Origin of the sequence: Streptomyces nidicola (assembly GCF_050106155.1) — a bacterium.
GTDB lineage: Bacteria > Actinomycetota > Actinomycetes > Streptomycetales > Streptomycetaceae > Streptomyces.
This window is the reverse complement of record NZ_JBNBPI010000001.1, coordinates 8,481,964-8,507,246: the sequence shown is the minus strand read 5'-3', so window position 1 is coordinate 8,507,246 and position 25,283 is coordinate 8,481,964. Positions and strand designations below refer to the sequence as shown.

At 70.8% G+C, this 25,283-nt stretch carries 28 protein-coding genes; 17 read left to right on the top strand and 11 right to left on the bottom strand.

The window, feature by feature from the left end; all coding sequences use genetic code 11:
• Positions 1 to 164 precede the first annotated feature (164 nt).
• Positions 165 to 482, bottom strand: a complete 318-nt coding sequence (locus tag ACOKM3_RS38475; protein ID WP_426905905.1) for a hypothetical protein — start codon at positions 480 to 482, stop codon at positions 165 to 167.
• Between the two features lie 70 nt (positions 483 to 552).
• Between ACOKM3_RS38475 and ACOKM3_RS38470 the strand changes: the two genes are divergently transcribed.
• Both ACOKM3_RS38470 and ACOKM3_RS38465 read left to right on the top strand, forming a co-directional pair.
• Positions 553 to 1,410 carry a LysR family transcriptional regulator gene (locus tag ACOKM3_RS38470; protein WP_426905904.1) on the top strand — a complete coding sequence of 286 codons (858 nt, stop codon included), beginning with the start codon at positions 553 to 555 and terminating at the stop codon, positions 1,408 to 1,410.
• Positions 1,411 to 1,508: 98 nt separating this feature from the next.
• Positions 1,509 to 1,853 (top strand): MerR family transcriptional regulator, encoded by a 345-nt coding sequence (locus ACOKM3_RS38465; RefSeq protein ID WP_426905903.1) that lies wholly within the window; start codon positions 1,509 to 1,511, stop codon positions 1,851 to 1,853.
• Positions 1,854 to 1,908: 55 nt separating this feature from the next.
• Here ACOKM3_RS38465 and ACOKM3_RS38460 read toward each other — a convergent pair whose 3' ends face one another.
• The 4 genes from ACOKM3_RS38460 to ACOKM3_RS38445 all read right to left on the bottom strand — a co-directional run bounded on the left by ACOKM3_RS38460 (position 1,909) and on the right by ACOKM3_RS38445 (position 4,602).
• Positions 1,909 to 2,244, bottom strand: coding sequence for an SCO5918 family protein (locus tag ACOKM3_RS38460; RefSeq protein ID WP_426905902.1), 336 nt, complete (start codon positions 2,242 to 2,244; stop codon positions 1,909 to 1,911).
• A 52-nt stretch (positions 2,245 to 2,296) separates the two neighbouring features.
• Complete coding sequence (locus tag ACOKM3_RS38455; protein WP_426905901.1) at positions 2,297 to 2,614, bottom strand: CBS domain-containing protein; 318 nt, start codon at positions 2,612 to 2,614, stop codon at positions 2,297 to 2,299.
• A 70-nt stretch (positions 2,615 to 2,684) separates the two neighbouring features.
• Positions 2,685 to 4,193 (bottom strand): DEAD/DEAH box helicase, encoded by a 1,509-nt coding sequence (locus ACOKM3_RS38450; RefSeq protein ID WP_426905900.1) that lies wholly within the window; start codon positions 4,191 to 4,193, stop codon positions 2,685 to 2,687.
• Between the two features lie 205 nt (positions 4,194 to 4,398).
• On the bottom strand, positions 4,399 to 4,602 hold the full coding sequence (locus tag ACOKM3_RS38445) for a cold-shock protein (RefSeq protein WP_020119326.1): 204 nt from the start codon (positions 4,600 to 4,602) through the stop codon (positions 4,399 to 4,401).
• A gap of 405 nt (positions 4,603 to 5,007) precedes the next feature.
• On the opposite strand from ACOKM3_RS38445, the gene ACOKM3_RS38440 reads away from it, so the two are divergent.
• From ACOKM3_RS38440 to ACOKM3_RS38400, 9 genes are all read left to right on the top strand, one after another.
• Complete coding sequence (locus tag ACOKM3_RS38440; RefSeq protein WP_426905899.1) at positions 5,008 to 5,589, top strand: LOG family protein; 582 nt, start codon at positions 5,008 to 5,010, stop codon at positions 5,587 to 5,589.
• Positions 5,590 to 5,829: 240 nt separating this feature from the next.
• Positions 5,830 to 8,127, top strand: coding sequence for a P-loop NTPase family protein (locus ACOKM3_RS38435; protein ID WP_426905898.1), 2,298 nt, complete (start codon positions 5,830 to 5,832; stop codon positions 8,125 to 8,127).
• Between the two features lie 9 nt (positions 8,128 to 8,136).
• Positions 8,137 to 8,565 (top strand): hypothetical protein, encoded by a 429-nt coding sequence (locus ACOKM3_RS38430; RefSeq protein ID WP_426905897.1) that lies wholly within the window; start codon positions 8,137 to 8,139, stop codon positions 8,563 to 8,565.
• Between the two features lie 86 nt (positions 8,566 to 8,651).
• Positions 8,652 to 9,152, top strand: a complete 501-nt coding sequence (locus ACOKM3_RS38425; RefSeq protein ID WP_426905896.1) for a MaoC family dehydratase — start codon at positions 8,652 to 8,654, stop codon at positions 9,150 to 9,152.
• Between the two features lie 76 nt (positions 9,153 to 9,228).
• A complete protein-coding gene (locus tag ACOKM3_RS38420; protein ID WP_426905895.1) occupies positions 9,229 to 10,185 on the top strand; it encodes an ABC transporter substrate-binding protein in 957 nt (318 codons plus the stop codon).
• Positions 10,182 to 10,967 (top strand): ABC transporter permease, encoded by a 786-nt coding sequence (locus ACOKM3_RS38415; RefSeq protein WP_426905894.1) that lies wholly within the window; start codon positions 10,182 to 10,184, stop codon positions 10,965 to 10,967. Before ACOKM3_RS38420 ends, ACOKM3_RS38415 begins: the two co-directional genes overlap by 4 nt.
• An 80-nt stretch (positions 10,968 to 11,047) precedes the next feature.
• Positions 11,048 to 11,788, top strand: a complete 741-nt coding sequence (locus ACOKM3_RS38410; protein WP_426905893.1) for an ABC transporter permease — start codon at positions 11,048 to 11,050, stop codon at positions 11,786 to 11,788.
• On the top strand, positions 11,785 to 13,431 hold the full coding sequence (gene mdlC, locus ACOKM3_RS38405) for a benzoylformate decarboxylase (RefSeq protein ID WP_426905892.1): 1,647 nt from the start codon (positions 11,785 to 11,787) through the stop codon (positions 13,429 to 13,431). Before ACOKM3_RS38410 ends, mdlC begins: the two co-directional genes overlap by 4 nt.
• Positions 13,432 to 13,440: 9 nt before the next feature.
• Positions 13,441 to 14,199, top strand: coding sequence for an ABC transporter ATP-binding protein (locus ACOKM3_RS38400; protein ID WP_426905891.1), 759 nt, complete (start codon positions 13,441 to 13,443; stop codon positions 14,197 to 14,199).
• Here ACOKM3_RS38400 and ACOKM3_RS38395 read toward each other — a convergent pair.
• From ACOKM3_RS38395 to ACOKM3_RS38380, 4 genes are all read right to left on the bottom strand, one after another.
• The gene (locus ACOKM3_RS38395) at positions 14,192 to 14,866 is read right to left on the bottom strand and encodes a DUF4232 domain-containing protein (protein WP_426905890.1); all 675 of its coding nucleotides are present in this window, start codon (positions 14,864 to 14,866) and stop codon (positions 14,192 to 14,194) included. The two genes, ACOKM3_RS38400 and ACOKM3_RS38395, sit on opposite strands and share 8 nt — an antisense overlap.
• 138 nt (positions 14,867 to 15,004) lie before the next feature.
• Positions 15,005 to 15,574, bottom strand: a complete 570-nt coding sequence (locus tag ACOKM3_RS38390) for a TetR/AcrR family transcriptional regulator (RefSeq protein WP_426905889.1) — start codon at positions 15,572 to 15,574, stop codon at positions 15,005 to 15,007.
• 89 nt (positions 15,575 to 15,663) lie between these two features.
• Positions 15,664 to 17,055 carry an amidase gene (locus ACOKM3_RS38385; protein WP_426905888.1) on the bottom strand — a complete coding sequence of 464 codons (1,392 nt, stop codon included), beginning with the start codon at positions 17,053 to 17,055 and terminating at the stop codon, positions 15,664 to 15,666.
• Positions 17,042 to 17,209 (bottom strand): hypothetical protein, encoded by a 168-nt coding sequence (locus ACOKM3_RS38380; protein ID WP_426905887.1) that lies wholly within the window; start codon positions 17,207 to 17,209, stop codon positions 17,042 to 17,044. Before ACOKM3_RS38380 ends, ACOKM3_RS38385 begins: the two co-directional genes overlap by 14 nt.
• A 122-nt stretch (positions 17,210 to 17,331) precedes the next feature.
• Here ACOKM3_RS38380 and ACOKM3_RS38375 point away from each other — a divergent pair, with 122 nt between their 5' ends.
• Positions 17,332 to 18,282, top strand: a complete 951-nt coding sequence (locus ACOKM3_RS38375; RefSeq protein WP_426905886.1) for an MBL fold metallo-hydrolase — start codon at positions 17,332 to 17,334, stop codon at positions 18,280 to 18,282.
• Between the two features lie 47 nt (positions 18,283 to 18,329).
• Here ACOKM3_RS38375 and ACOKM3_RS38370 read toward each other — a convergent pair whose 3' ends face one another.
• The gene (locus tag ACOKM3_RS38370; protein WP_426905885.1) at positions 18,330 to 19,055 is read right to left on the bottom strand and encodes a hypothetical protein; all 726 of its coding nucleotides are present in this window, start codon (positions 19,053 to 19,055) and stop codon (positions 18,330 to 18,332) included.
• 171 nt (positions 19,056 to 19,226) lie between these two features.
• Positions 19,227 to 19,709, bottom strand: a complete 483-nt coding sequence (locus ACOKM3_RS38365; RefSeq protein ID WP_426905884.1) for a PaaI family thioesterase — start codon at positions 19,707 to 19,709, stop codon at positions 19,227 to 19,229.
• A 223-nt stretch (positions 19,710 to 19,932) separates the two neighbouring features.
• Here ACOKM3_RS38365 and fabG point away from each other — a divergent pair, with 223 nt between their 5' ends.
• From fabG to ACOKM3_RS38340, 5 genes are all read left to right on the top strand, one after another.
• Positions 19,933 to 20,673, top strand: a complete 741-nt coding sequence (gene fabG / locus ACOKM3_RS38360; RefSeq protein WP_426905883.1) for a 3-oxoacyl-[acyl-carrier-protein] reductase — start codon at positions 19,933 to 19,935, stop codon at positions 20,671 to 20,673.
• A gap of 651 nt (positions 20,674 to 21,324) precedes the next feature.
• A complete protein-coding gene (locus ACOKM3_RS38355) occupies positions 21,325 to 22,584 on the top strand; it encodes an NAD(P)/FAD-dependent oxidoreductase (RefSeq protein ID WP_426905882.1) in 1,260 nt (419 codons plus the stop codon).
• Between the two features lie 51 nt (positions 22,585 to 22,635).
• On the top strand, positions 22,636 to 22,917 hold the full coding sequence (locus ACOKM3_RS38350; RefSeq protein ID WP_426905881.1) for an acyl carrier protein: 282 nt from the start codon (positions 22,636 to 22,638) through the stop codon (positions 22,915 to 22,917).
• Positions 22,910 to 24,133 carry a beta-ketoacyl-[acyl-carrier-protein] synthase family protein gene (locus tag ACOKM3_RS38345; RefSeq protein ID WP_426905880.1) on the top strand — a complete coding sequence of 408 codons (1,224 nt, stop codon included), beginning with the start codon at positions 22,910 to 22,912 and terminating at the stop codon, positions 24,131 to 24,133. Before ACOKM3_RS38350 ends, ACOKM3_RS38345 begins: the two co-directional genes overlap by 8 nt.
• Positions 24,130 to 25,269 (top strand): beta-ketoacyl synthase N-terminal-like domain-containing protein, encoded by a 1,140-nt coding sequence (locus ACOKM3_RS38340; protein WP_426905878.1) that lies wholly within the window; start codon positions 24,130 to 24,132, stop codon positions 25,267 to 25,269. The genes ACOKM3_RS38345 and ACOKM3_RS38340 overlap by 4 nt, the downstream gene beginning before the upstream one ends.
• The last annotated feature ends 14 nt before the right edge of the window (positions 25,270 to 25,283 follow it).

Here is a 25,283-nt window from a genome sequence, read left to right as displayed (position 1 = left end):
CCCCTGCCCCGCGTTCGCCACAACAACCTCCTCGTCGGTCAAAGGATCCCTGACACGAACGGCTCGAGGTTAGGAGGAAGCGGAACGCAGGACGAGGGGCGCGTCGTTTCGTTCATATTGACCGCGGGCGGTCGCCGGGAGCGCCGGAGTTACTGACGCCGTGTTCAGTCCAGCGGCGCGTGGTTCACAAAGGCGACCTTGTACGGGTACTGGGCCTGCCAGCGGTGGATGAGCTCCCCGACCCCGGGGGCGGCGAAGGCGGCGCCGAGGGCCTCCATGTCGGCGACGCCGAACTGGACGACCGCCGTGGCGATCATCGCGGGGATGGCCCCCTCACCGGGAACCGGAATGTGCCGGCGGGTGGCCGTCGTCCGGACATGACCGGAGTCGATCATGACCTTCTCGATGTCTTGAAGGAATTGGTCGAGGTCGGCGTCGGGGAGGGGGCCGTCGAAGGATACGAGCATCGTGTGGTGAATCATGCAGCCATCGAAACAGCAGGCGGGGCGCCCCGTCCAAGATCCGCTCGGCCTCGAACGATAACCTGGAGGCATGGCCGAACTGGAGACACGGGAGATCGAGTACGTCGTCGCGGTCGCCGAGGAGCTGCACTTCGGCCGCGCAGCCCAGCGCCTCGCGATCGCGCAGCCGGCCCTCTCGAAGGCGGTCCAGCGCGTGGAGAGGCGGCTCGGCGTCACGCTCTTCGTCCGCTCCAGCCGCCAGGTCGCTCTGACACCGGCGGGCGAGGCTCTGCTGCGGGACGGCCGGTACGCGCTGGACGCGGTGGCCGCCGCCGCGGAACGGGCCCGTCGGGCCGCGGACGTGGGGACGCGACTGCGGCTCGTGCTCAAGCCGGGCGGCGACGCCGATCTGCTCTCGGCGATGCTCGCCGCGTACGCCGAGGGTTCCGACGCGCGCCGGGTCGAGATCGTGTTCAGCGGGCCCACCGACCGAGCGGAACAACTGCGGGACGGGCGGGCCGACGTGGGACTGCTGTACATGCCGTTCGACGATCTGGAGGGTCTGGACCACGAGACGCTCCGCGTCGAGGAACGCGTCGCCGTCCTCCCCGCGGACCACCCGCTGGCCACCCGCGAGGCGGTGCGGCTCGCCGATCTGAAGGACGAGCCGATGCCGCGCTGGAAAGGAGTGCCCGGGATCGGGGGCGACGGCGGGGCCGGCCCCCAGGTGCACGACGTCGCGGAGTTGATCCCCTTGGTGGCCGTGGGCCGGACCGTGGCCGTCCTGCCCCGCTCCCTCGTCCACCCGGTTCCGCCGGGCGTGGTGTGCGTACCCGTCGCGGACGCCCCTGAGAGCCGCCTGGTGCTCGCGTGGCCGGCTCACGCGGCGCATCCGCTCCTCCAGGCATTCGTGACGGCGGCGGTCGGGGCGGCCGAGGCACGCGCGTAACGGCGGATGGTGTAAAAGTTCCTTCGGGGTCCTGGCGCGCCCAGGTGCCGTACGGCAGGCACCAGGTCCCCTCAAAGAGGTTTCACAGAGAGGTGCAAGTGACAGCAGACGACTCGCTCGGGCGTCTCGATGACGACGACTACCCGGCCTACACCATGGGCCGGGCCGCCGAATTGCTCGGGACCACCCAGGGGTTCCTCCGTGCCATCGGCGAGGCCCGCCTCATCACCCCGCTCCGCTCAGAAGGCGGTCATCGCCGCTTCTCCCGCTACCAGTTGCGCATCGCCGCGCGCGCCCGGGAACTCGTCGACCAGGGGACGCCCATCGAGGCCGCCTGCCGCATCATCGTGCTGGAAGACCAACTGGAAGAAGCGCAGCGCATCAACGCCGAATACCGCCGCACCGAAGCGGGGGGCTCCAAGACCGCGGCCGAGGACAACTGAGGGCGCGACGCCCCAGTGGGGCCCGACCGGCGTGCCGTGCGGGCCCCCACGCGGTTCAGAACCCGGTACCCATGTCGCCGGTCCGGACGGGCGTGTTGGTGCCGAGCATCGCGGAGGCCCGCTCGAGCGGGTCGATGCCGGGCGCGGGTGCCGGCTCCGGGGCGGTGTGGCAGGTGAACCCGAGCTTGGTCATGGCCCGGAGGACTTCGGCGGCGGTGAAGTCACGCCGGTCCTGCCGGGTGATGACCTGGCCGACCTGCTTGACGGGGTACTGGCGGCGGCCGATGGTCACGGTTTCGCCGGTGCTCGGTTCGGGTTTGATGCCCTTCATCGATTCCAGTACTCCGTTCTTGGTGAGATCGAACGGGAAGCGGGCGATGACGCAGCGCATGGGTCCTCACAAAGGAGTAGGGAAGAACGATCCGGCCGGGGGGGGCAACGGTTCAGCGGGAAAGGGCGAAGGCTACCGAGGCGGTGCTCGGCGCGTGCACGCCGAGGATGTGGACACCGAGGATGTCGCGCAGGCAGACGCGGTCCGTGTAGGCGGAACTGTCGCGGACGGCGGCGAGTTCGGCCCGGGTGACCACGCCTGTGCCGTGGTCGTCCCGGTCGCAGACGACCAGCCGGCGCGTGCGCGCGGCGTCCATCACGGACAGCGCCACCTCGACGCTCATGTCGTCGCACACCCGCGGTCCGGCCGGGTCCGCCACGTCGGCCGCCTTCCGGCGCACGGGGCCGGCGAGCGGCGGACGGGACTGCATCTGAACCAGTGTCAAAAGGTGCCTCCTGCGGAGATGGATCGACTTCCTGATCACGAAGGTGCTGAACCGCCTAGGCCGCCGGGTCGACGGCCGTCTTGCGTACGGGGCCGCGCCGGGACGCGGAACCTGCGCGGCGCCCCCGGGAGGAGGAGCCGCGCCTGGGACGTTCGGCCGCCGGTGCGGCGATGACGACCGGAATTCCGGACGGGGTCTGGGCGCCGGTGATCCGCTGGAGGGCCTCGTCGCCCGAGCGTACCGGGGTTGTCTGCGGCCGGATACCCGCGTCCGACATGAGGCGGACCATGGCCCGACGCTGGTCCGGCGTGACGAGGGTGACGACGCTGCCGGACTCACCGGCGCGGGCGGTGCGGCCGCCGCGGTGCAGGTAGTCCTTGTGGTCGGTCGGCGGGTCGACGTTGACGACGAGGTCCAGGTTGTCGACGTGAATGCCGCGCGCCGCGACGTTCGTCGCGACCAGCACGCTGACGTGCCCCGTCTTGAACTGCGTCAGCGTACGGGTGCGCTGCGGCTGGGACTTGCCGCCGTGCAGCGCGGCGGCCCGCACCCCGCTCTTGAGCAGATCCTTGGTGAGCCGGTCGACGGCGTGCTTGGTGTCGAGGAACATGATCACGCGGCCGTCGCGGGCGGCGATCTCCGTGGTGGCGGCGTGCTTGTCGGCGCCGTGCACGTGCAGGACGTGGTGCTCCATCGTCGTGACCGCACCGGCCGACGGGTCGACCGAGTGCACGACCGGGTCGCTCAGGTAGCGGCGCACCAGCAGGTCGACGTTGCGGTCCAGGGTGGCGGAGAACAGCATCCGCTGCCCCTCCGGGCGCACCTGGTCGAGCAGCGCGGTGACCTGCGGCATGAATCCCATGTCGGCCATCTGGTCGGCCTCGTCGAGCACCGTGATGGCGACCTCGTCAAGGCCGCAGGCGTCACGGTCGATGAGGTCCTTGAGCCGGCCCGGGGTCGCGACGACGACCTCGACCCCGCCCCGCAGCGCGCCGGCCTGCTTGCCGATCGACATCCCGCCCACGACCGTGGCCATCCGCAGCCTGAGGGAGCGGGCGTAGGGCGTGAGGGCGTCCGTCACCTGCTGCGCGAGTTCGCGCGTCGGTACGAGGATCAGCCCCAGCGGCCGGCGGGGTTCGGCGCGCTGTCCGGCGGTCCGGGAGAGCAGCGCGAGGCCGAAGGCGAGGGTCTTGCCGGAGCCGGTGCGCCCGCGGCCCAGGACGTCGCGGCCGACCAGGGAGTTCGGCAGCGTCGCGCCCTGGATCGGGAACGGCACGCTCACGCCCTGCCTGCCGAGTTCGGCCAGCAGCTGCTCGGGCAGGCCGAGTTCGGCGAAGCCTTCCACGGCGGGCAGAGCCGGGGTGATCGTCTTGGGGAGCGCGAACTCACCCTGCACCGCGGCAGGTCGGCGGCCGTATCCACCGGAGCGAGACTGCCCACCGGAGCGGGACTGGCCGCCGGAAGTACGCGGCGTCGACGAGCCGAAGCGGTTGCCGGCATTTCCGGCGAAGCCGTTACCACGACGGTTACGGGCTGAACGATTGTTTGTACGTGTGCGGTTCATGCGGAACCTTCCTCGATGCGGCGCATATCAAGGAATCCCCGCAGCGATGAGCGGCATGGAGAATTACAAGTATGGACCGATGGTAAAAACAAGCGGCCGGCCGACGGAATTCCACGCGGACTCAGTGGAACCGGGGCGCGGACGCATGCAGCTGGGGCCCGCACCCCGAAGGATGCGGGCCCCAGCTGCACAATGCGCGTCAGAGTCAGGCCGGAACGATGTTCTCGGCCGTCGGGCCCTTCTGGCCCTGCGCGATGTCGAAGGAAACCTTCTGGCCCTCGAGCAGCTCACGGAAGCCCTGGGCGGCAATGTTCGAGTAGTGGGCGAAGACGTCGGCGCCGCCGCCGTCCTGCTCGATGAAGCCGAAGCCCTTTTCCGAGTTGAACCACTTCACGGTTCCAGTGGCCATGTCATATCTCCTTGGGGCAGTACATCGGCATCCGCACCGTGCGGACACCGTGTCGCCGCGATGATTACCCCGACCGGAAAAATGACCCGGAAATACAAGAGCGCTCCGACCCGCATGAGCAGGTCCGGGGCACTTGAAGTTTTGGGAACCACAACTGCAACTTGAACCGAGACTAGCACGCAAAAACTGCCTGCACCCACCACGGAATTCGAGTTTTTTCGCCCCGACAGAAACTCTCACCACATGGTCCGCAAAACCCTCATCGCGCGGGCATAGATATTGCGTCACCCGTAGTGCAGGGTTCGGACACCCCCGGTGGCGCGCGTGGGGGACGGAAAGCCTTGGTCCGCCGCGCCACGCCCGTGGTAGACCGGAGCATCCACCGCGACCGATCCGGAGATCTCCATGCGCCGCCTCGCCGTCTTCCTCGCCTCGTCCAGCGGGATCGACCCGGCCCACACCGAACTGGCCGTCCACGTGGGGGAAGAGCTCGCCCGGCGTGGCATCGGCCTCGTCTACGGCGGTGGCCGCCGAGGGCTGATGGGCGCGATCGCGGACAGCACGCTGAAGGCCGGCGGCGAGGTCATCGGTGTCATGCCGCGCAGCATGGTCGAGCGGGAGTGGGCGCACGAGGGCGTGACCCAGCTGCTCATGTGCGACTCGATGCACGAGCGCAAAGCCCTCATGGCCGACCACGCGGACGCCTTCATGGCTCTGCCCGGCGGACTCGGCACGCTGGAGGAGATCTTCGAGGTGTGGTCCTGGCGCCAGCTCGGCTTCCACGCCAAGCCCGTCGGCTTCCTCGACGCCGGAGGCTTCTGGACCCCACTGCTCGACGCCCTGCACGGCATCGCCGCCTCCGGCCTCCTCCCGGCCCCCACCCTGGACGACCTCGCCGTCGCCCCCGACCTGCCGGGCCTGCTGGAGCTGTTGGAGGAGCGCCTCCGCAACATCCCGGAGCCCGCGCACGGCGAAGGCCTGCGCTAGGGCCCTTCTGACGGATCTTGCTGGAGTCGCGGGCCCTGGCACGCGCATCTGCTGCGTCCAGCCTGATCCGTCAGAAGGACCCTAGCCCGGCGCCCACTTCCGACCTGTTTTTCACCGCTTACCCCTATCTGCCGCAACTGCCTTGATAGGCGCTGCCGGTCGGCGTAGAACGCTGTCAAGGCATAACGGGGGAAAGGCGAGCCCATGGGGGATGTGGGCAGGGTCGACGTGCGTGGGGAAGTGAACGGGCAAGTCGTCGTCGGGCGGAACAACGTCGTCATCAATGCCGAGCAGGGGGCGTACGTCGCCTACCGGCCCGAGGGGCCACCGCAGCTGAGGCTGCGGCACCGCCCATACCCGGGCGGTTCCGCGCTGCGTGGACAGGGCGAGGCGCTCGTCGGCCGCGACGGCGAACTCGCGGCGATCTGCGGCTGGTTGGGGGCGGGGAGGCGGGTTCAGGTCTTCGGGCCGCCCGGCATCGGCAAGAGCGCGTTGCTGCGCCGCTGCGCCGCCGAGCAGCTCGCGCTGGGCCGTCCCGTTCTCCATCTCCACGCCGCCGACAGGACGACGGAGGACCTGCTCCAGGAGATCTTCCAGGCCTGCTACGAGCTTCCCGACGGCCGTCCCTGCGAGGGCTACAAGCCAGAACCCGCCACGCTGCGGCAGCTGTTGGGTGCCGTGCAAGTCGTGCTTGTCGTCGATGACCTCCAGGTCTCCCCCGACGACCTGGGCCTGCTGATCGAGACGACACCGGGCTGCGGGCTGCTCACGGCCGCCGTGGACCGCATCGAGCGGCCCGAGGCCCGGCCCCTGCGGCTCGACGGACTGCACGAACAGCACGCGTTCGAGCTGCTGGTACGAGAGGTGGGACACCACCCCGGCGGGCCCGCGGCCGACGCCGCCCGGCACCTGGTCACGGCCGTCCACGGGCATCCGCAGACCATCCTGCAAGCGGCCGCCGCGTTCCACGCCGCGCAGGGGCGGAGCGCACCGGGCCAGGTCGGCGGCGGCCCGCCATGGCCTCCGGGGTTCTTCCCGGTCGACGACACCGCCCTCGCCGTCGGCATCGTCGCCCGGCTCTCGGAGCGGGCGGTCGGGCTGCTGCGACCGCTGTGCACCCTCGCCCCGCTGCCCGCGTCGCCGGTCCTGCTGTCGGCGCTCGGGATACGCCCCGATCCGGCGGCGCTCGCCGAGCTCACCGCGCTGCGACTGGTCGAGGTCGACGGCGACAACCTCTGTTCCTGTGGCCCGTTCGCCGTCCTGGTCGCCCAGCAGGCCGGGATGCTCCCCGCCGCCGCCCAGCTCGCGCCCGCCCTCACCCACTGGCTGCGGACCCGCGCGACCCGGTACGAGGCATGCGCCGAAGCCGCGGCGATCCGCCGGGTCCTCGGGAATCTGGCCATGATCGAGGACCACCGGGGCGTGCGGGATCTCGCCCGCGCCGCGGCCCCGCTGCTCGCGCTGTCGCTGCACTGGGGCGTATGGGGACAGGTCCTGCGCTACGGCAGGGCGGCGGCCCAGTTCCTGGGGGCCGCGGCGGACGAGTCGTACTTCGCCCACGAGGTGCACGTACGGGTCGTCGCGCTGAGCACGGCCTCGTCGGGGCTCGTCGGTGGCGGCGGGGGTGTGGGGTACGCGGCGGCGCACGCGGGCGGCGGGGGCGGTGGTGGGGTCGGGGGCCAGGGACTACCGGGCCCCGGCCAGGGCGGCCCGTCCGTCCCGAGCGGTCAGCCCGGCGGCGGCAGTCCGCTCGGCAGCGGTGCGGGTCCTCCCCGGCCACGGGGGCGGGGGATCCACCGGGCACGCCACTCCGTGCGCCATGTCGTCTCGTCGCACCCCGTGGCGGTGGGTGCCGGTGGCGTCTTCGTGGCGGCGGGCGTGGCGGCCGGGGTGGCTGCTCTGCCCGGAGGCGGCACTCCGGTGGTGGCGAACGACACCCCGAGCATCACCTCTCCCCTGACGCAGCTCCCGCCCGCGAGCCCCACCGACTCGCCCACGAGCCAGAGCCCGTCGCAGCAGTCGTCGCCCGTGTCCACCGCCCCCACCGGCCCGCGCGCCGCCATACCTCCGTCGGGCTCGGACGACTGTCCGGCGGTCGGTCTGCCCGGACAGGACTTCGGCGCCGTCAAGGTCGGCGCCACGAAGACGGAGACCGTCCACTTCACCTCGTGGCTCAAGTGCGACGACGAGCGCGCCCTGAAGGCCGACGATCCCGCCAACTGGAAGACCGCCCTGACCTCGTGCCCGCCCGCGGGCGCCTCCCGGGACTGCGTCTTCCAGGTCACCTTCGCTCCCAAGAAACCAGGCCCGTACAACGCACTGGTCACGATGCCCGACGACGCGGGGCAGCCGGACGTCACCATGCACGTCACCGGGACGGCTCTCGCCGTTCCCACAGGACCGACCGGCCCGACGGGACCGACCGGACCGACCGGACCCACCGGCCCCACTGGCCCCACCGACCCGCCCGGCTCCACCGATGACCTCACCCCACCCCCCTCACCCGCGCCCTTGGAGCCCGGCCCGGGCATCGACTGAGGAGACCTCATGCCCCACACACCAGGCGGCGACCACTACGAGATCCGGACCGAAGGCGGTGTCTTCGGCCAGGTCGTCGTCGGCCGCGACAACACCGTCTCCCGGGTGGAGGGGGCCGGCGCGCCGGCCGCCGTGACCGAGCAGCAACTGGCCGAGCTGCGCGCCGAGTTCGCCCGCGTCCGCGCACTGCTGCCGGCCGACGCCCCGGACCGTGCGGGTGAACTCCTCGACGAGCTGGAGGAGTCCGCGACCGCGCCGGAACCCGACCTCTCCACCATGGAGTACGTACGCCGCTGGTTCTCCCGCCATCTCCCCGCGCTCGCGGGCGCCGTCACCAGCCTCGTCATCCACCCGGTCGTCGGGCAGCTGGTGGCGGCGGCCGGCGGCACTCTCGCCGAGGAGTTCCGCCACCGCTTCGGCGGCGGAGGCAACGCGTAACCGGCCCGCCACGACGTGCACGCCGACGTGCACGTCTGCGACGGTCCGCCGCGTGATCGGCGCGCCCGTCGACTAACGTGCGATCGATGACCACCCCATCGACGCACGCCATCGGCCCCGACTTCAACACCCCCATCGAGAAGCGGTACTTCGAGGACTACGTTCCCGGAGCGACGTACACCTACGGCAGCATCACCGTCACCGAACAGGCCATCCTCCGCTTCGCCGGCGAGTTCGACACGCAGGACATCCACACCGACCCCGAAGCCGCCGCCACCGGCCCCTTCGGCGGGCTCATCGCGAGCGGCTGGCACACCGCCTCGGTGATGATGCGCCTGTACGCCGACCACTACGTCAGCAAGGTCGCGAGCCTCGCCTCCCCCGGCATCGACGAACTCCGCTGGCCGCGCCCGGTCCGCCCCGGCGACAGCCTCTCGATCCGCACGACGGTCCGCTCGGCCCGCCCCTCGCGCAGCAAGCCCGACCGGGGCCTCGTCCACACCGACGTCGAGGTCCTCGACCAACACGGCGAGACCGTGCTGACCCTCACCGCCATGAATCTGCTGCTCCGCCGCGACCAGCCATGATCCGGTGACGGCGGCGCAGGCCCTGTGGCGATCATCGTCAATCACCTGATAAGCAATGATCGTGACGTTACGTCAGGTGAAGACGCGAACGGGTGGTGCGGCGGTGGCCGTCACCACACTTGCCTTACTGATGACGGCGTGCGGGGACGGCGGTTCGGACGATTCCGGCGCCGGCCAGGACTCCCAAGTCACCGTCGCCGCGCTGCCGTTGACGGACTCCGCCGCGCTGTACATCGCCCGCGACCGGGGGCTGTTCAAGAAGGAGGGGCTGGATGTCCGCATCCAGCCCGTTCAGCAGAGCATCCAGGCGCTGCCCGCCCTGTCCAAGGGGCAGGTCGACGTGATCGCGAGCGCGAACTACGTGACCTTCCTGCAGGCCCAGGAGAAGGGCACGCTCGACGTGCGCATCCTCGCGGAGGGCGTGCGGACGGCGCCGCACATGATGGACGTCCTGGTGCCGAAGGACTCCCCCATCAAGAACGCGGCCGACCTCAAGGGCAAGAAGGTCGCCGTCAACATCCTGAACAACATCCAGACGCTGACCCTCGACGCGATCCTGGAGAAGCAGGGAGCCGGGAAACCGGCGTACCGGCAGATCGCGTTCCCGCAGATGGGCGCAGCCCTGGAGAAGGGCCAGGTCGACGCGGTGCATGTCGTGGAGCCCTTCGACAGCGCGATCCAGAGCGACCTCAAGGCCAGGGTCCTCATCGACGGCGCCGCGAGCCCCGTCGAGTCGCTGCCCATCAGCGGATACGTCACCACCGCCCGGTACGCGAAGCAGAACCCGGACACGGCCGCCAAGTTCAAGCGCGCCATCGAGGCCGCCTCGAGGATCGCCGACGAGGATCCCTCCGCCGTCCGCAAGGTGGTGCCCACGTACAGCAAGGTCAAGGCCGCGCAGGCCAGGTCGATGGGGCTGCCGGCGTATCCGCCGAAGACCGATCCGGATCAGCTCCGCCGTCTCACCGAACTCATGCGGAAACAGGGGCTGTTGAAGAAGGACGTCGACCCTTCGACACTCGTCGTCAAGTGAACGGGCGCGGCCGCCGGGACGCCGGGCTCGGCATTCTCGGCGTGCTGCTGGCCTTCGGAGTGTGCGAGGCGGTGTCGCGCGCGGGGCTCGTGCGGCGCGAGTACCTGCCGCCCGCGTCCGATATTCTCGCCCGCTCCGTCGAGCTGGCGGGCGACCCGGTGTTCCTCGACGGGGTCGGCGCCACGCTGCGCGCCTGGGTGCTCGGGCTCGCCCTCGCGTGTGCGATCGCGGTACCGGCCGGGCTGCTGCTCGGGAGCGTGCCCGTGGTCGACGCCGCGGTGCGCGCGATCGTGGAGTTCCTGCGGCCCCTGCCGTCCGTGGCGCTGATCCCGCTGGTGTCACTGCTGCTCGGCTCCGGCACGCAGACGGAGGTCGCGCTCGTCACGTATGCCTCGGTGTGGCCGATCCTGTTCAACACGATGTACGGCCTCGGGGAGAGCGAGCCGCTGGCCAAGGACACGCTGCGCGCCTTCGGCTTCGGCCGGGCCGAGGTGCTGCTGCGCGTCGAACTGGTCGGCGCGGCGCCGTTCATCGCCGCCGGCATCCGCATCTCGGCGGCCGTCGCGCTCGTCGTGGCCGTCGCCACGGAGCTGCTGTCCGGGTTCGGCGAGGGCCTCGGCATCTTCATCGCGCAGGCCCAACAGGCCACGGACGGCAACCGGGACGTGCTCGCGGGCGTGGTGTGGGCGGGCGTGCTCGGTCTGCTGATCAACGGCGTACTGGTGTGGGGCGAGTGGCGGTTGTTCCCGTGGACGCCCGAACGGCGGGCGGTGCGCGCATGACGCGGACGGTACAGGCGCCAACTCGCCGGTCACGTAGGCCGGTTATATCGTCCGGAGCCCTGCTGCGCTGGCCCGTCCTGGTGCTCGCCGTCACGCTCTGGGAGGTGGCGGCCCGCGCGCACGGCAGTGTCTTCTTCCCACCCCCCTCGCGCATCGCGGACCATGCGTACGAACTGTGGTTCTCCGGACCGGTCCGCCATGTGTTCCTCACCGACGCCGCGTTCGACACGATCGGCCCGAGCCTCGGCCGGATGGCGGCGGGTTTCCTGCTCGCGGCCTTGGCCGGGATCGTGCTCGGGGTGGCGATCGGCCGCTCCCGGCGGGTGTACGCGCTGTGCGAACCGGTGCTGCAGTTCGCGCGGGCCATGCCGCCGCCCGCCCTGGTCCCGGTCTTCGTCGTGGTCCTCGACTTCGGTACGCCGATGCAGATCACGTCGATCGTGTTCAGCGCCGTCTGGCCGGTGCTCGTGAACACCGCGGAGGGCGCCCGCAACACCGACCCGCTGCGCCTCGAGGTCGCCGCCGCGCTGCGGCTGACCACGGCCGAGCGGCTCTGGTACGTCATCGTGCCGTCCGCGCTGCCCCGGATCTTCGCCGGACTGCGGCTCAGCCTGTCGCTCGCCCTGATCCTCATGGTCTTCTCCGAGCTGCTGCCGGGTACCGAGAACGGCATCGGCTTCATCCTCACCGACGCCCAGTCGCGCTCGGACCTGCTCACCGTGTGGGCGGCCCTGGCGCTGCTCGGCGTCCTCGGCTATCTGCTCAACACCGGCCTGCTGGTCATCGAGAAGCGCGTAATCGGCACAGGGAGGACGGCATGACGACGACGGACGAGGCCACCCGCGGGACGCCGACCACGGTGCGGGACGCGGTCGTCGGGCTGCTGCGCGCCACCGGCATGACCACGGTCTTCGGCAACCCGGGCTCCACGGAGCTGCGCATGTTCCGCGACTGGCCCGACGACTTTGGCTACGTCCTGGGCCTCCAGGAGTCCACGGCCGTGGGCATGGCGGCGGGGCACAGCCTGGGCACGGGGCACGCCGCGTTCGTGAGTCTGCACTCGGCGGGCGGCGTCGGGAACGCGCTCGGCGCCGTCTTCAACGCCTACCGGGACCGGGTGCCGCTGGTGATCGTCGCCGGGCAGCAGGCGCGCTCCCTGCTCCAGCTGCGCCCCTTCCTCGGAGCCGATGAACCGGCCCAATTCCCGCGCCCCTACGTCAAGTTCTCCCGTCAGCCGGAGCGTGCCGAGGACGTCCCGGCCGTTCTCGCGGAGGCGCACCGCGTCGCGATGACCCATCCGCGCGGTCCGGTGTTCGTGTCCGTGCCGGAGGACGACTGGGACCGGGCGGCGGTTCAACCGGTCGAACCAAGGGCGGTGCACGCCGACTTCACGGCGAGCCCCGACGCTCTCGCCGCGCTCGCCGCCCGCCTCGACACCTGCGCCCGCCCCGCGCTGATCGTCGGCCCGGGAGTGGACGACGAGGCGGCGCTGCCCGAAGCCCTCGCGCTGGCGGAGCGGATCCGGGCAGGCGTCTGGATCAGCCCGCTGTCCGGCCGCTCAGGATTCCCCGAGTCGCATCCGCTCTTCCAGGGCTTCCTGCCGCCGGTGGCGGGCCAGTTGGCCGCGCGCCTCGCACCGTACGACGTGGTGGTCGCGCTCGGGACGCCGGTGTTCACGTACCACGTGGTGGACGACAGCCCACCCCTCGCGCCCGGCACCGAACTCTTCCACCTGGACTGCGACCCGGCCCAGGCGGCATGGCTACCCACGGGCACGAGCCTGGTCACGACCCTGCGCCCGGCACTGACCCAACTCGCGGCACTCGTCGGCGAGTCGGACCGCGAACCACCTCCGCCGCGCGTCCGGCCGCACCCGGTGAGCGTCGCGGACAGCAGTCACCTCACGCCCGAACTGGTCCTCGACGAGCTGTACCGGCGCCTGCCCCGCGACCGCGTGCTCGTCGAGGAGGCCCCCAGCCATCGCGACGCATTCCACGCCCGCGTCCCGGTCGACCGCTCCGGGGGCTTTCTCACCACGGGCAGCGGGGCCCTCGGCTGGGGGTTGCCGCTGGCCGTCGGCCGGGCGCTCGCGGACCACCGGCGCGTGGTGTGTGTGCTGGGCGACGGTTCGGCGATGTACTCGGTGCAGGCACTGTGGACGGCGGCCAGGCACCGGGCACCGGTCTCGTTCATCGTCCTCGACAACGGCGGCTACGGGGCGGTGCGTGCGCTCGGCCGCCGGATCGGCATCGATCCCGCGCCCGGGACGGACATCGGCGGCATCGAATTCGCGGGACTCGCCGCCTCCTTCGGATGCGCGGCCCACTACGCGGACCGTCCGAATGATCTCGGCAAGGCCCTCGACCGCGCGGTGACACACCTCGGTGACGAGGACGGGCCCCACCTGCTGCACCTCAAGGTCGCCGGCACCGAGGGCACGCTCTACGAACCATGGGCCGGGTGAGGGCCCGGCATGCTCCGCCTCACCGGCATCAGCCAGTCCTACGGCTCCCACCGCGTCCTGCACGATGTGTCCCTGACCGTGCCGGACGGTCAACTCCTGTGCGTCGTGGGCCCGTCGGGCTGCGGAAAGTCGACGCTGCTGCGCACGATCGCGGGGCTGCTCCCCGTACAGGAGGGCACGATCACCGTCGACGGCACACCGGTCGCCGGGGTGCCCGACCGCCTCGCGGTCGTGTTCCAGGACTACGGCCGCTCCCTGCTGCCCTGGCTCACGGTCCGCGACAACGTGGCGCTGCCGCTGCGCCGCCAGGGCCTGCGCCGCGCCGAACGGCGGGCCGCGGCCGATCGCATCCTGGCACGCGTCGGCCTCGAAGACTCGGCCCGCCGCCACCCCTGGCAGCTCTCCGGCGGCATGCAGCAACGGGTCGCGATCGCCCGCGCGTTGGTGGTCCGCCCGTCGCTGCTCCTCATGGACGAGCCCTTCGGCTCCCTCGACGCGCAGACCCGCGAGGACCTGGAGGACCTGCTGCTCGACGTCCACCGCACGGACGGCACCACGATCGTGTTCGTCACGCACGACATCGACGAGAGTGTCTATGTCGGCGACCGTGTGGTCGCCCTCTCGCCCGCCCCTGACTCCGGCATCGCCCTCGATCTACGGGTCCAACTCCCCGTGGAGCGCGACCAGATCGCTACACGGGGGCTGCCGGAGTTCGTGAAGCTGCGGGCGGAGGTGGGGCGGACGGTGCGGGCGCCGAAGCTCAGCTGAAGGGAACGGCGTCGGCGGGGTCGGCGTGCCAGTTGGTGGCTTCGGGCCGGTCCACGACGGCGGTTTCCGGGAGCTTCAGCGAGACGGGGTCGATCCCGGTGTCTCCGACGGAGATGATGATCTGCCCGAACTCCACGCCGCCGTTGCTTCCGCTGCTTTTGGGGTTGACACCCGCGTAGGCCTTGGTGGAGCCGGAGAGCTTGACGGTGTCACTGACGGCCTGCTCGGCGGGCCCCGCGTGGCTGTCGGGCGAGGAGCCGAAGGCGACGTCGGCGGTCTTGCCCTCCAGGTAGCAGGTGATGCCCGGCTTGGCCTTCGCGGTGAGCAGGAAGTAGCCACCGGCCTGCGACTCCAGGCCGACGGTGAAGTCGAGGTCATTGGTGCCGCAGGACTGGCCGACGCGCTCCTTCTTGGCGGTGCCGGTACCCGTGGCACCGGTGCCGGACTTGCTGTCGGTGGCGGCCTCGGCCTTCGTGCCGGCCTCGGTGTTCGAGTCGGTCTTCGTATCGTCCTTGGAGTCCGCCTTCGACCCCATAGAGGTGCTCTGCTTGGCGCTGTCCTTCTCCGCGGCCCCCGAGGAGCACGCGGTGGCGGCCACCGACAGGGACACCGCGGCGACGGCGGTCAGGACGATGCGGCTGGAACGGTGTGCGAGACGTACGGACATGGAAGTGCTCCCCCGGTCATGGTCTTCATGGACTGGTCAAGTCCCTGTCCCATGACCCTAAGTGGGCAGTCATCATCAGCCGATCTTCGACCTGTCCGGGTTGTGTAACACCGCCATGCCCATGTCCGTGCCCGCGCGTCAGCCGCTCGCGCCGAGCACCTCGGCCACGAGACGGCGGGCGTACGCGGCGTCGATTCCGTCCGGGCGGAAGAGGATCCGGTACATGAGGGGTGCGACGACGCGGTCGATGACCGTCTCGACGTCGGGCGTCCTCTCCCCGCGTCCCTTCGCGCGGGCGAGGACGACGTCGATCTGTTCTGCGGCGTAGGCGGAGCACTGGCCCGCGTTGCTGCCGTCCGGGTCGCCGAGCAGGGCGTCGCGGATGTAGGCGCGGCCCGCGGGCGAGGCCATCTCGTCGAGGAACTGCTCGGCCCATACGGTCAGGTCGGAGGAGAGGGTGCCGTGGTCCTTCGGCTCCGTCTCGGGCCGCAGCCGCTCGACCGCCACGTCGGACAGCAGCGCCTGGAGGTCGCCCCAGCGCCGGTAGATCGTCGACGGTGTCACGCCCGCACGCTGGGCGACCATCGGCACCGTCACCGCGTCCCGGCCCACCTCGGCGGCGAGCTCACGGACGGCCTCGTGCACCGCCGCCTGGACCCGGGCGCTGCGCCCACCGGGACGTACCATCTGCTTGCTCATGGGACCCATGCTAAAGCGAATTCATTGCGTCTAGGATTCTGCGGCTTCCTCATCCCGGGGTCTGGGGCTTACGCATCCAGGGGTCTGCGGCTTCCTCATCACGCCGCCCGCGCGAGCGCACGAGCGGGGCGGATCCGCTCGTAGGCGTGTCCGACCCGCAGGAGGGTGCGTTCGCCGAGGGGGCGGCCGAGCAGCTGCATGCCGATGGGCAGTCCGGCCGTGTCGTGGCCGACCGGTACGGACAGGGCCGGTATCCCGGTGATGTTGGCCGGGGACGACAGGCGTACGTAGGCGTCGGACACCGCCTCCACCGTGCCGTCGGCCCAGGTGATCGTCTCCTGGGAGGCCTCGACGGCGGTCGCGGGGACGGCGGGGGCGGCGATCACGTCGACCTGCCGCAGCACGCGGGCCCACTCCTCCCGCATCAGCGTCCGGGAGCGCTGGGCACGAAGGTAGTCCCCGGCGGGCATCAGCTCACCGGCCTCCAGGAGGGTGCGGACGTCCGCCTGGTAGAGCTCGGGGACCGTACGCAGGGTGCGCTCGTGGTACGCGGTCGCCTCGGGGACCATCAGCCCCCACTGCGTGGCCTGCACGTACCGGGCCATCGGGATGTCGATCTCGACGAGCCGGGCACCGAGGTCCTCCAACTGCCCGATGGCGCGTCGCACTTCGGCCTCCACCTCGGGCTGGACGGGGTCGAAGTAGTAATTGCTCGGCACCCCGACGCGCAGCCCTGCGAGGCTCTCGTCCGGACCCGGCCGGTAGTCCGTGGTCGGGGCGCCGAGCGAGGCCGGGTCGTCCGGGTCGTACCCGACCAGCGCACCCAGGACCAGCGCCGCGTCGTCGACGGTACGGGCGATCGGGCCTACGTGGTCCAGCGACCAGGACAGGGAGGTGACACCTCGGCGGGGGACGAGACCGTAGGTCGGCTTCAGGCCGACGACACCGTTGAGTGCGGCGGGCACGCGGATCGAGCCACCCGTGTCGGTGCCGAGCGCGAAGGTCGCCATGCCGGAGGCGACGGCGACGGCGGATCCACCGCTGGAACCGCCGGCGACCCTTCCGGTGTTCCAGGCGTTGCTGGTCTGCGGAGTGGTCAGGCCGTAGGCGAACTCATGCGTGTGCGTCTTGCCCAGCAGTACGGCGCCGGCCTCCGCCAGTCGGGCCGCGACCGCGCTGTCGGCCTGCGCGCGATGACCGGCGCGCACCCTGGAGCTGGCCGTTGTCGGCACGCCCGCGACGTCGATCAGGTCCTTGAGCCCCATGGGGACTCCGTGCAGCGGACCTCGACGCCGGCCGGCCGACAGCTCACGCTCGGCGTCGCGTGCCGCCTCACGGGCCCGTTCGGCAGTGACGGTGACGTAGGCCCCGAGGTCCGGCTCCACCTGCGCGATGCGGCTCAGGACCGAGTCCGCCAGCTCGACGGGCGACAACTCCCGCTCCCCGATCGCCTCGGCGGCTCGGCTCAGGGACATCTCATACGGCTGCAACGGGCTTCTCCTGTTCCAGGGTTTCCGGTCGTTCCGCGCGGTAGGCGAGGGCGGGCGGGGTGTCTGCGAAGTCCAGCTCCCGCAGGACCGCGACGACGGATCGGACGTGCTCGGCGGTGGCCGCGACTGCGGCCTGCCGGTCGGCATCGGACATGAACAGTTCCCCCTTGCTCACTAAACGCTAATCGTTTGCGTTAGTGGACCGTAGCCCTTAAGGTCCACTAACGCAAACACATAGCTTTTAGCGTTGCCTGCCACCTCGAAGGACGGCCCCTCATGACCACCACTCCCCTGACCACCACCCCCGCCTGGACCGTCGGTGACATCACCGTCCACCGCATCGACGAGACACCCCTGCCGCCCGCCACGGGCCCGTGGCTGCTGCCCGACGCCACCCCGGACCTCGTCGTCCAACACGACTGGCTGCGACCGCACTTCGCCGACGCCGAGGGCACCCTCCGTATCGACAGCCACACCTTCGCCTTCACCGTCGGCGGACTGCGGGTCCTCGTCGACACCGGTATCGGCAACGGCAAGCAGCGCGCCAACCCGGCCTGGCACGACCTGGACACCGACTACCTGGAGACCCTCACCGCCGCCGGGTTCCCGCCCGACTCGGTCGACCTGGTGATCCTCACCCACCTGCACGCCGACCACGTCGGCTGGAACACCCGCCTGGTGGACGGCGATTGGGTCCCCACCTTCCCCCGCGCCCGCTATCTGACCTCCCGCGTGGAGCGGGAGTTCTGGGCCGCGTACGAGATGGACGAGGCGCGCGAGCAGATGTTCCGGGACTCCGTGCTCCCGGTGGAGGAGGCGGGTCTGCTCGACCTCGTCGACGTGCCCGCCGAGGGACTCACCGTCTCCCCCGGCCTGCGCCTGCTCCCCACGCCGGGACACACCCCCGGCCACGTGGCCGTCGAACTCACCAGCCGCGGTGGCACGGCGGTCATCACAGGTGACTGCGTCCACCACCCCGTACAACTCGCCCACCCCGCCATCGGCGCCTGCGTCGACATCGACCCGCACCGGTCCGAGACCTCGCGCCGCGCGCTGCTCGACTCGCTCGCCGGCACGGACACGCTCGTCCTGGGCACCCACTTCGCCCCACCCACGGCGGGCCGCGTCATCACCCACGACGACGCCTACCGACTCACCCCCGTCCCGGCCGACGCACACCGACAGCCGTCGGCCACTTCCCCCACGGGTGCCGGGACGGACGAATGAGGGACTGATGGAATCGACCGGTACATGGAGGCCGGCGCGCCGCCCCGTCACCACCAGGCGCGGCGCACCCGCAGGGTCCCGGTGTCGACGCAGCCGGCGCCGTTGACGACCTCCTCGGTGTCGAGGCTCCAGCCGACGACACCGTTGCCCTTGCGGCCGAGTTCGATGAGGTGCTGGGACGTGTTCCGGGCGCCTTCCTGCACCTGGCACTCCAGGACCGACGTCCACGCCTTCCCGTCGACCGCCGACCCGAAGGCGAGCAGCGGCAGGACGACGACGGTCAGCAGCAGCGACGCCATCTGTTCGACCCGGTACCCCCACACGACCCCCTGCCGCAGCGCGTACGCCACGACCCCGGTGCCGAGCCCCCACCAGGGTCCGTAGAAGCAGGCGGCGATGATGCCCACGGCGACCGGATTGACGACGGTGAGCGCCACCCGCCGTGCCGCCTGAGCCGCCCCGCTCCCCTTCGGCACGCTGCCGCGCGAGGCGAACAGGGCGAACACGACGCGGGACACCACGACGCCGAACACCGAGCCGAGGGCGGGTTCGGTGAGCAGCATGCCGATGAGCACGTCCGGCCAGTTGGCCAGCTCCATCCCGACGAACACGTCACGTGCGGGCTCGCCGCCGCCCACCGTGTAGGCGACCTTCACGGCGGGGATCGCGAGGGCGAGCACCATCAGGAGCGTGTGTCCTGGCCCGCCCTTCCGGTCGAGGGACTGCTCCTGCGGTGGGGGCGGGTGTGCGTCGCGTACGGCGGTGCCAGACATGCGGGCCATGAAACAGGTACGGGCCCGCCGATGGTCGGAGCCACGCGCCCCGCACACCCCTACGAGGCGGTCCGGTGGCGTCGCCCGCATGTCTGCTGCTTCGTACGCGGCCGTCTGCACCGCGGACGAGGACGCCGGCCGAGGAACGCCTCCCCGGCACGGCGCCGCGGTTCACTTCGCGGCAGGGCGTGGTGTGAGCACGCAGCTGACCCGGCAAGAGCACACCAAACGCCCTCGCCCGTCGGTGAGTTCCACGTTGTACGTGGCCATGGAGCTCCCCAGGTGCAAGGCGCGGGCGGTGCCACGGACGACTCCGCTGCGGGCGGAGCGGTGGTGCGTGGCGCTGACCTCGACGCCCACCGCGCTGCGGCTGGTTCCCGCGTACATGGCGGCCGCGGTGGAGGCCAGGGTCTCGGCGAAGGCGATCGAGGCGCCGCCGTGCAGCAGGCCCTGAGGCTGTGTGTTGCCCTCCACCGGCATGACGCCGACGACCTCTCGGGCATTGGCCTCCTGGAGCCGAATGCCCAGCTTCCAGTACAGGCCGCCGGCTCCGAGCCCGGCCTCTCGCATCAGGGTGCCGAGCTCCTCCGGCAGATCGTCGGGCAGGACTTTCCCCATGTCTTCGTGTACGTCGGTCCCGGCAGGCAGGGTCATCGCGGCGGACTCCTCACAACAGTCGCGTTTGTGCGGACAGAGCCGCGACCGCCCGCCGTGGATACGGGCGTCCGGGGAATTCCTTGTTCGACGCGCTCCGTGGTGTGCCTATACGCACCCGACACCACCGCCACGTATCTCGCGGCGGTCTTCGGGGCTCTGTGTGGCTGGGCGTGCGCACGCCCGCCCGGGCATCCGGGTCCAGGAGAAGAGGAGTGTGGCGATGCACGAACGGAAACTCGCGGTCATTACTGGTGGTTCACGCGGCATCGGTGCCGCCGTGGCCGAGCGTCTGGCCGCCGACGGCTACAACGTGGCGTTCTGCTACCAGTCGAACCGTACGGCAGGAGCCCGGGTCGCCGAGGTCCTTCGACGGCGCGGGGCGCGCGTCCACCACGACGTGTGTGATGTCACCGATCCGGACGCGGCCGCCGCGTTCCTCGCCAAGGCGGAAGTCGAACTGGGGCCGGTGCAGGCGCTGGTGAACTCGGCGGGCATCGTCCGGGACAACCCGATGGTCCTCATGCCGTCCGCCGACTGGCGGTCCGTGATCGACACGAATCTCAGCGGCACCTTCAACTTCTGCAAGCCCGCCGCCTTCGCCATGATGAAGCGCCGGTCGGGAGTGATCGTCAACATGTCGTCCGTGGCCGGGGTGTTCGGCCACGCCCGGCAGAGCAACTACTCCGCGGCGAAGGCGGGGGTGATCGGGATGAGCAAGGCGCTGGCGAAGGAAGTTGCGCGCAGCGGCATCCGCGTCAACGTGGTGGCCCCCGGCTTCATCGAGACGGACATGACGGCGGACCTGACGGACAAGGCGCGCCAAGAGGCGCTCAAGAGCGTCCCGTTGCGCCGGTTCGGCACCCCCGAGTCGGTCGCGGAGCTCACCGCGTTCCTCCTCTCCGACCGCGCCGACTACATCACCGGGCAGACGTTCCAGGTCGACGGAGGGATCACCTTGTGAGTGCCGCCCCGCAGGGCGCCCCTTCGGACGACGCCTTGCTCGATGAGCTCGCCGAGGAGGCGGGGACGGTTCCGGAGGTCGTCCGCGAGTCCGTCCGCGCTCTCGGGCGCTCCTTGACGGTCCCGGTCGACCGGCAATGCGGTAACCACGGAACAGCATTTATTTGACCTGACAAATCAATCACATGACCATCTCTTGACAATTCCGGGGCGACCTGAGTTCACCTTGACAGTGGAAGCTGAAACTGGTTAGGCTCGGCCGAAGAAAGTAGTTAGTACCTACTAAATCGACTTGCACGGGGGCCCAGCACAATGCGCGGAGATCTACACATACCGCCCGCCGATATTTCAATTTCGAACGAAATCCCTCGGGGTGCAGTGGGATCCGTATGCGCACTTCAGACCGCCCTCTGTGCGGCGCGTTGAGGCGTCACCTCCTCCTGCGCCATCAATTGGAATTCCTCATTCCATTCATGGCTGCCGAGCTACGCATTAATTGCGTGACAAGCTCTCACTGCTGATTTCCGCACCCCTGACGCCGATGTCGGGGTGGCGATCCTTGCGCTTTGCGAAATCCGTCTCCCTGCGCACTCCTGCCCGGGGGGCGCGATACGCACATCCACTTCTCCCGCATGTCCCACAGAGGGGAATCATGAGCGAGTCGTACGACGTCATCGTGAACGGAGCGAGCATCGCCGGGTGCACCGCGGCCGTCCTGTACGCCCGACAAGGGGCCAGGGTCGCCCTGCTGGAGCGCCGCTCCGACATGTCCGCCTACAAGGTGCTGTGCACGCACTACATCCAGGCCTGCGGGCACGCGACGCTGGCCGAACTCGGGGTGACCCGGGAGCTGGAGGACGCGGGCGCGGTACCCAACTCGGCCCGCTACTGGACGCGTTGGGGCTGGATCCGCCCCGAGGACGACCCGCACGAGCGCAGCCTGCCCTTCGGGTACAACGTCCGCCGCCAGACCCTGGACCCGATCCTGCGCCGGCTCGCCCTGGACACCGACGGCGTCGACCTGCTCCTGGGACACACCCTCGACCGGGTGCTCGCCGAGGGCGGCCGGGTCGTCGGTGTCTCCACGACGTCGGGCGGCGCGCGCCGGGACCTACGGGGCCGGCTCGTCGTCGGCGCCGACGGGAAGGACTCCACGGTCGGCCGACTCGTCGGAGCCACCGCCAAGCGCGTCGACAACCAGCGCTTCAGCTACTTCGCCCACTTCAAGGGACTGCCACGCCCGAAGGGCGATGTGACGCTGTCCTGGTTCCGCGAGCCCGACGTCGGCTACGCGATGCCGAACGACGGTGACATCACCCTGGTGGCGTGCATCCCGTCGAAGAGCAGCCTCCCCCGGTTCCGGGAGGACCTGGAGGGCTCCTTCCGGGCGTTCGTGAAGTCGCTGCCCGGTGCACCCGATCTGGACCGGGGCGAACTCGTCGGCAAGATCGTGGGAACCGTCAACTACCCGCTGATCTCACGCCGGCCCACCGGCCCCGGCTGGGCGCTCATCGGCGACGCGGCGCTGACGAGCGACCCCTTGTGGGGTGTGGGCTGCGGCTGGGCGCTGCAGAGCGCGCAGTGGCTGGTCGACGAGACATCGGCCGCCGTACGAGCGGCCGGCGACCTGGACCGCTCGCTGGCCGCCTACCGCGGCCGCCGCTCGAAGCTGAAGGGCTATCAGTTCCTGATCTCCGACTTCGCCTCGGGCCGGCCCTTCAACCCCGTCGAGAAGCTGATGTTCTCGGCGGCGGCGCGTGACCCCGGGATGGCCCGGCACTTCCACACGTTCGGCTCGCGTCTCATCGGGACCGGGTCCTTCCTGTCACCTTCTTCACTCACCAAGGCAACTCTGGTGAATCTCCGCCATCGGCTGCGCCCCGCCACCGCGGTGCCGGCCGGCGGCGTGTGATGCCTTGCCTGCGCACGACAGTCCCCCACCTCTCAGCGAAGGGAAAACATCATGCCTCAGACCAGTCAGAACCTGTTTCAGGCGGAGAAGTTGGAGCAGCTGCGGACGATCGTCGTCCAGGTCCTCGAGCTCGGCCCCGACGAGCTGACGGAGACGAGTCACTTCGTCAACGACCACGACGCGGACTCGCTGCTGGCACTGGAGATCCTTGCGCGCATCGAACTCGACCTCGGTGTGTCCATTCCGCAGGAGGACCTGCCGGAGATGGTCACGCTGACGGCCGTCCACGACGTCGTCGCCCGTAACGCCGGCTGGGAGATACCCAATGCGTGAATCCACGTCATGCCGGGTGGTGGTGACCGGACTCGGCGCCGTCAGCAGCCTGGGGGTGGGTGCCCACGCCTTCGCGGCCGGCATCCGCGCGGGACGCAGCGGCGTCTCCCCCATCCGCGGATTCGACGCCGGCGGCTTCCCGTACACCATGGCCGGAGAGGTGCACGACTTTGAACCGCGTAGCGTGCTGCGCCGCATCGACCCCGAGGAGTGGGGCCGCAGCGGGCTGTTCGCCGCGTCGGCCGCCCGGCTGGCCCTTCAGGACGCCGACATCGACCCCCACGTCGTCGCCTCGGCACGGTCCGGCTCGACCATCGGGACGACCAGCGGTGAGTCGGCGGTCATCGAGCAGCTCACCGAGCAGTGGGTCAAGGACAGTTTCAAGCGCCTCGACCCGGACGCCGTGCGCAAGGTCCCGGCGAACCGGATCGCGAACGCGGTCAACGCCGAGCTGGGGCTGACCGGTGACGCCCAGACCATCGCCACAGCCTGTTCGGCGAGCAACTACGCGCTCGGCTACGCCTACGACATGGTGCGCAGCGGCGAGGCGGATTTCATGGTCAGCGGCGGCGCGGACTCCATCAATCGCTGGGCCCACGCCGGGTTCTTCCGCCTCGGCGCCCTCGCCGAGTCGGTGTGCCGGCCCTTCGACGCGGACCGCAGCGGCATCCTGACCGCGGAGGGCGGCGTCGCGCTGTTCCTCGAGCCGCTGGAGCACGCCCGGGCCAGGGGCGCCCGGATCTACGCCGAGGTGCTCGGCTACGGCGTCAACTGCGACGCCCGGCATCCGGTGTCCCCCGACCCGAACAGCATCGCCGACTGCATCCGTGCCGCCCACCGCAACGCGGGCGTGGAGCCGGCGCAGATCGACTACATCTGCGCGCACGGCACCGGGACACCGACGAACGACGCGACGGAGGTCAAGGCGGTGCGCGAGGTGTTCGGGGACCGGCTGCCGCCGATCAGCTCCATCAAGTCCGCGATCGGGCACACCATGGGCGCGGCCAGCGGCTTCGGTGCGCTGATGTGCTGCCTCGCCCTGCACGAGGGGTTCTTACCGCCGACGGCGAACGTCAGCCGCACCGACCCGGCGCTGGGTCCTGGGGTGGACCCGGTTCCCGGGGTCGCGCGACCCGCCGCTCCCCGCATCGTGCAGAACCATGGTTTCGCCTTCGGCGGGAACAACGCCATCACCATCCTGGGGAGGGCGGCGTGAGTACTTCGACCGCACCCGTCACGACCACTGTCGCCCCCTTGGTCATCACCGGAACCGGCGTGCTGTCCGCGGCCGGGCACGGCATCGGGACACTGCGACCGTCCCGCGCGGCGCACGAGCCCGCGCCCGCGGACCTGTCGGGGATCGCCGACGATCTCCCGCCGATCGCCCTGCGCGCCGTGGCGGATCTCAACGCCGAGGAGTATCTCGGCGGCAAGGGCATCCGGCACCTGGACCGCACCACCAAGCTCGCGCTGGTTGCGTGTGCGCGGGCGCTGCGCGAGCTCCCCGTGCTGCTGGCGGACGGCGACAAGCCGCGTACCGGTGTCGTGATCGGGACGAGCACCGGCAGCATCCGCAGCTCCAGCGAGTTCTCCCGGGACACGCTGATCCAGGACAAGCCGTATCTGGTTCGGGCCAACCTCTTTCCCAACTCGGTCATGAACTGCTGCGCGGGTCAGATCGCCATCAGGTCCGAGCTGCGGGGCGTCAACGCCACGATCGCCGGCGGCCGGCTGTCGAGCCTGAACGCGATCCGCTACGCCCGCAACGTCATCCTGGGCGGCCATGTCGACCGGGTCCTGGTCGGTGGGGTGGAGGAGCTGTGCCCGCAGTCCGCCTGGGGGTGGCATGTGTCCAAGGCGCTCACGGCCACGGCCGCGGTCGGTGAGGGCTGCGCCGTATTCGTCCTCGAACCGCCCGAGTCGGCGCAGGCCGCGGGCCGTGCGCCCCTGGCCGAGGTGCTGGCCTGCGAGGTCTCCTCGACCGGTGGGGAACGCGGCAGCCTGGCCTCGACGTTGGCCCGGTGCGTCGAGCGGGCCCTGGCGCGCAGCGGGGTGTCCGCCGGCCAGGTCGGTGCGGTGTCCCTCGGGTGCACTGGGCACGTCGGGCTCGAGCGGGTCGAGGAGCGGGGCCTGCGGGAGGCGCTGGGGGTGCTCCCCGGCCGTGTCCTGCGGGTCACGCGGCAGTTGGGCGAGACCTTCAGCGCCGGCGGATCGCTCCAGCTCGCCTCGGTACTGGCGTCCTGGCAGGAGCAGGGGGACGACGGCGAGGTCGCCGTGGTGACCTCCCTCGCCTCGGACGGAAACGTCGGCTGCCTGGTCGTGCGCCGTCCCTCCCCCCGTCTGCCCGAGTGAGCGGGGGACCCGGA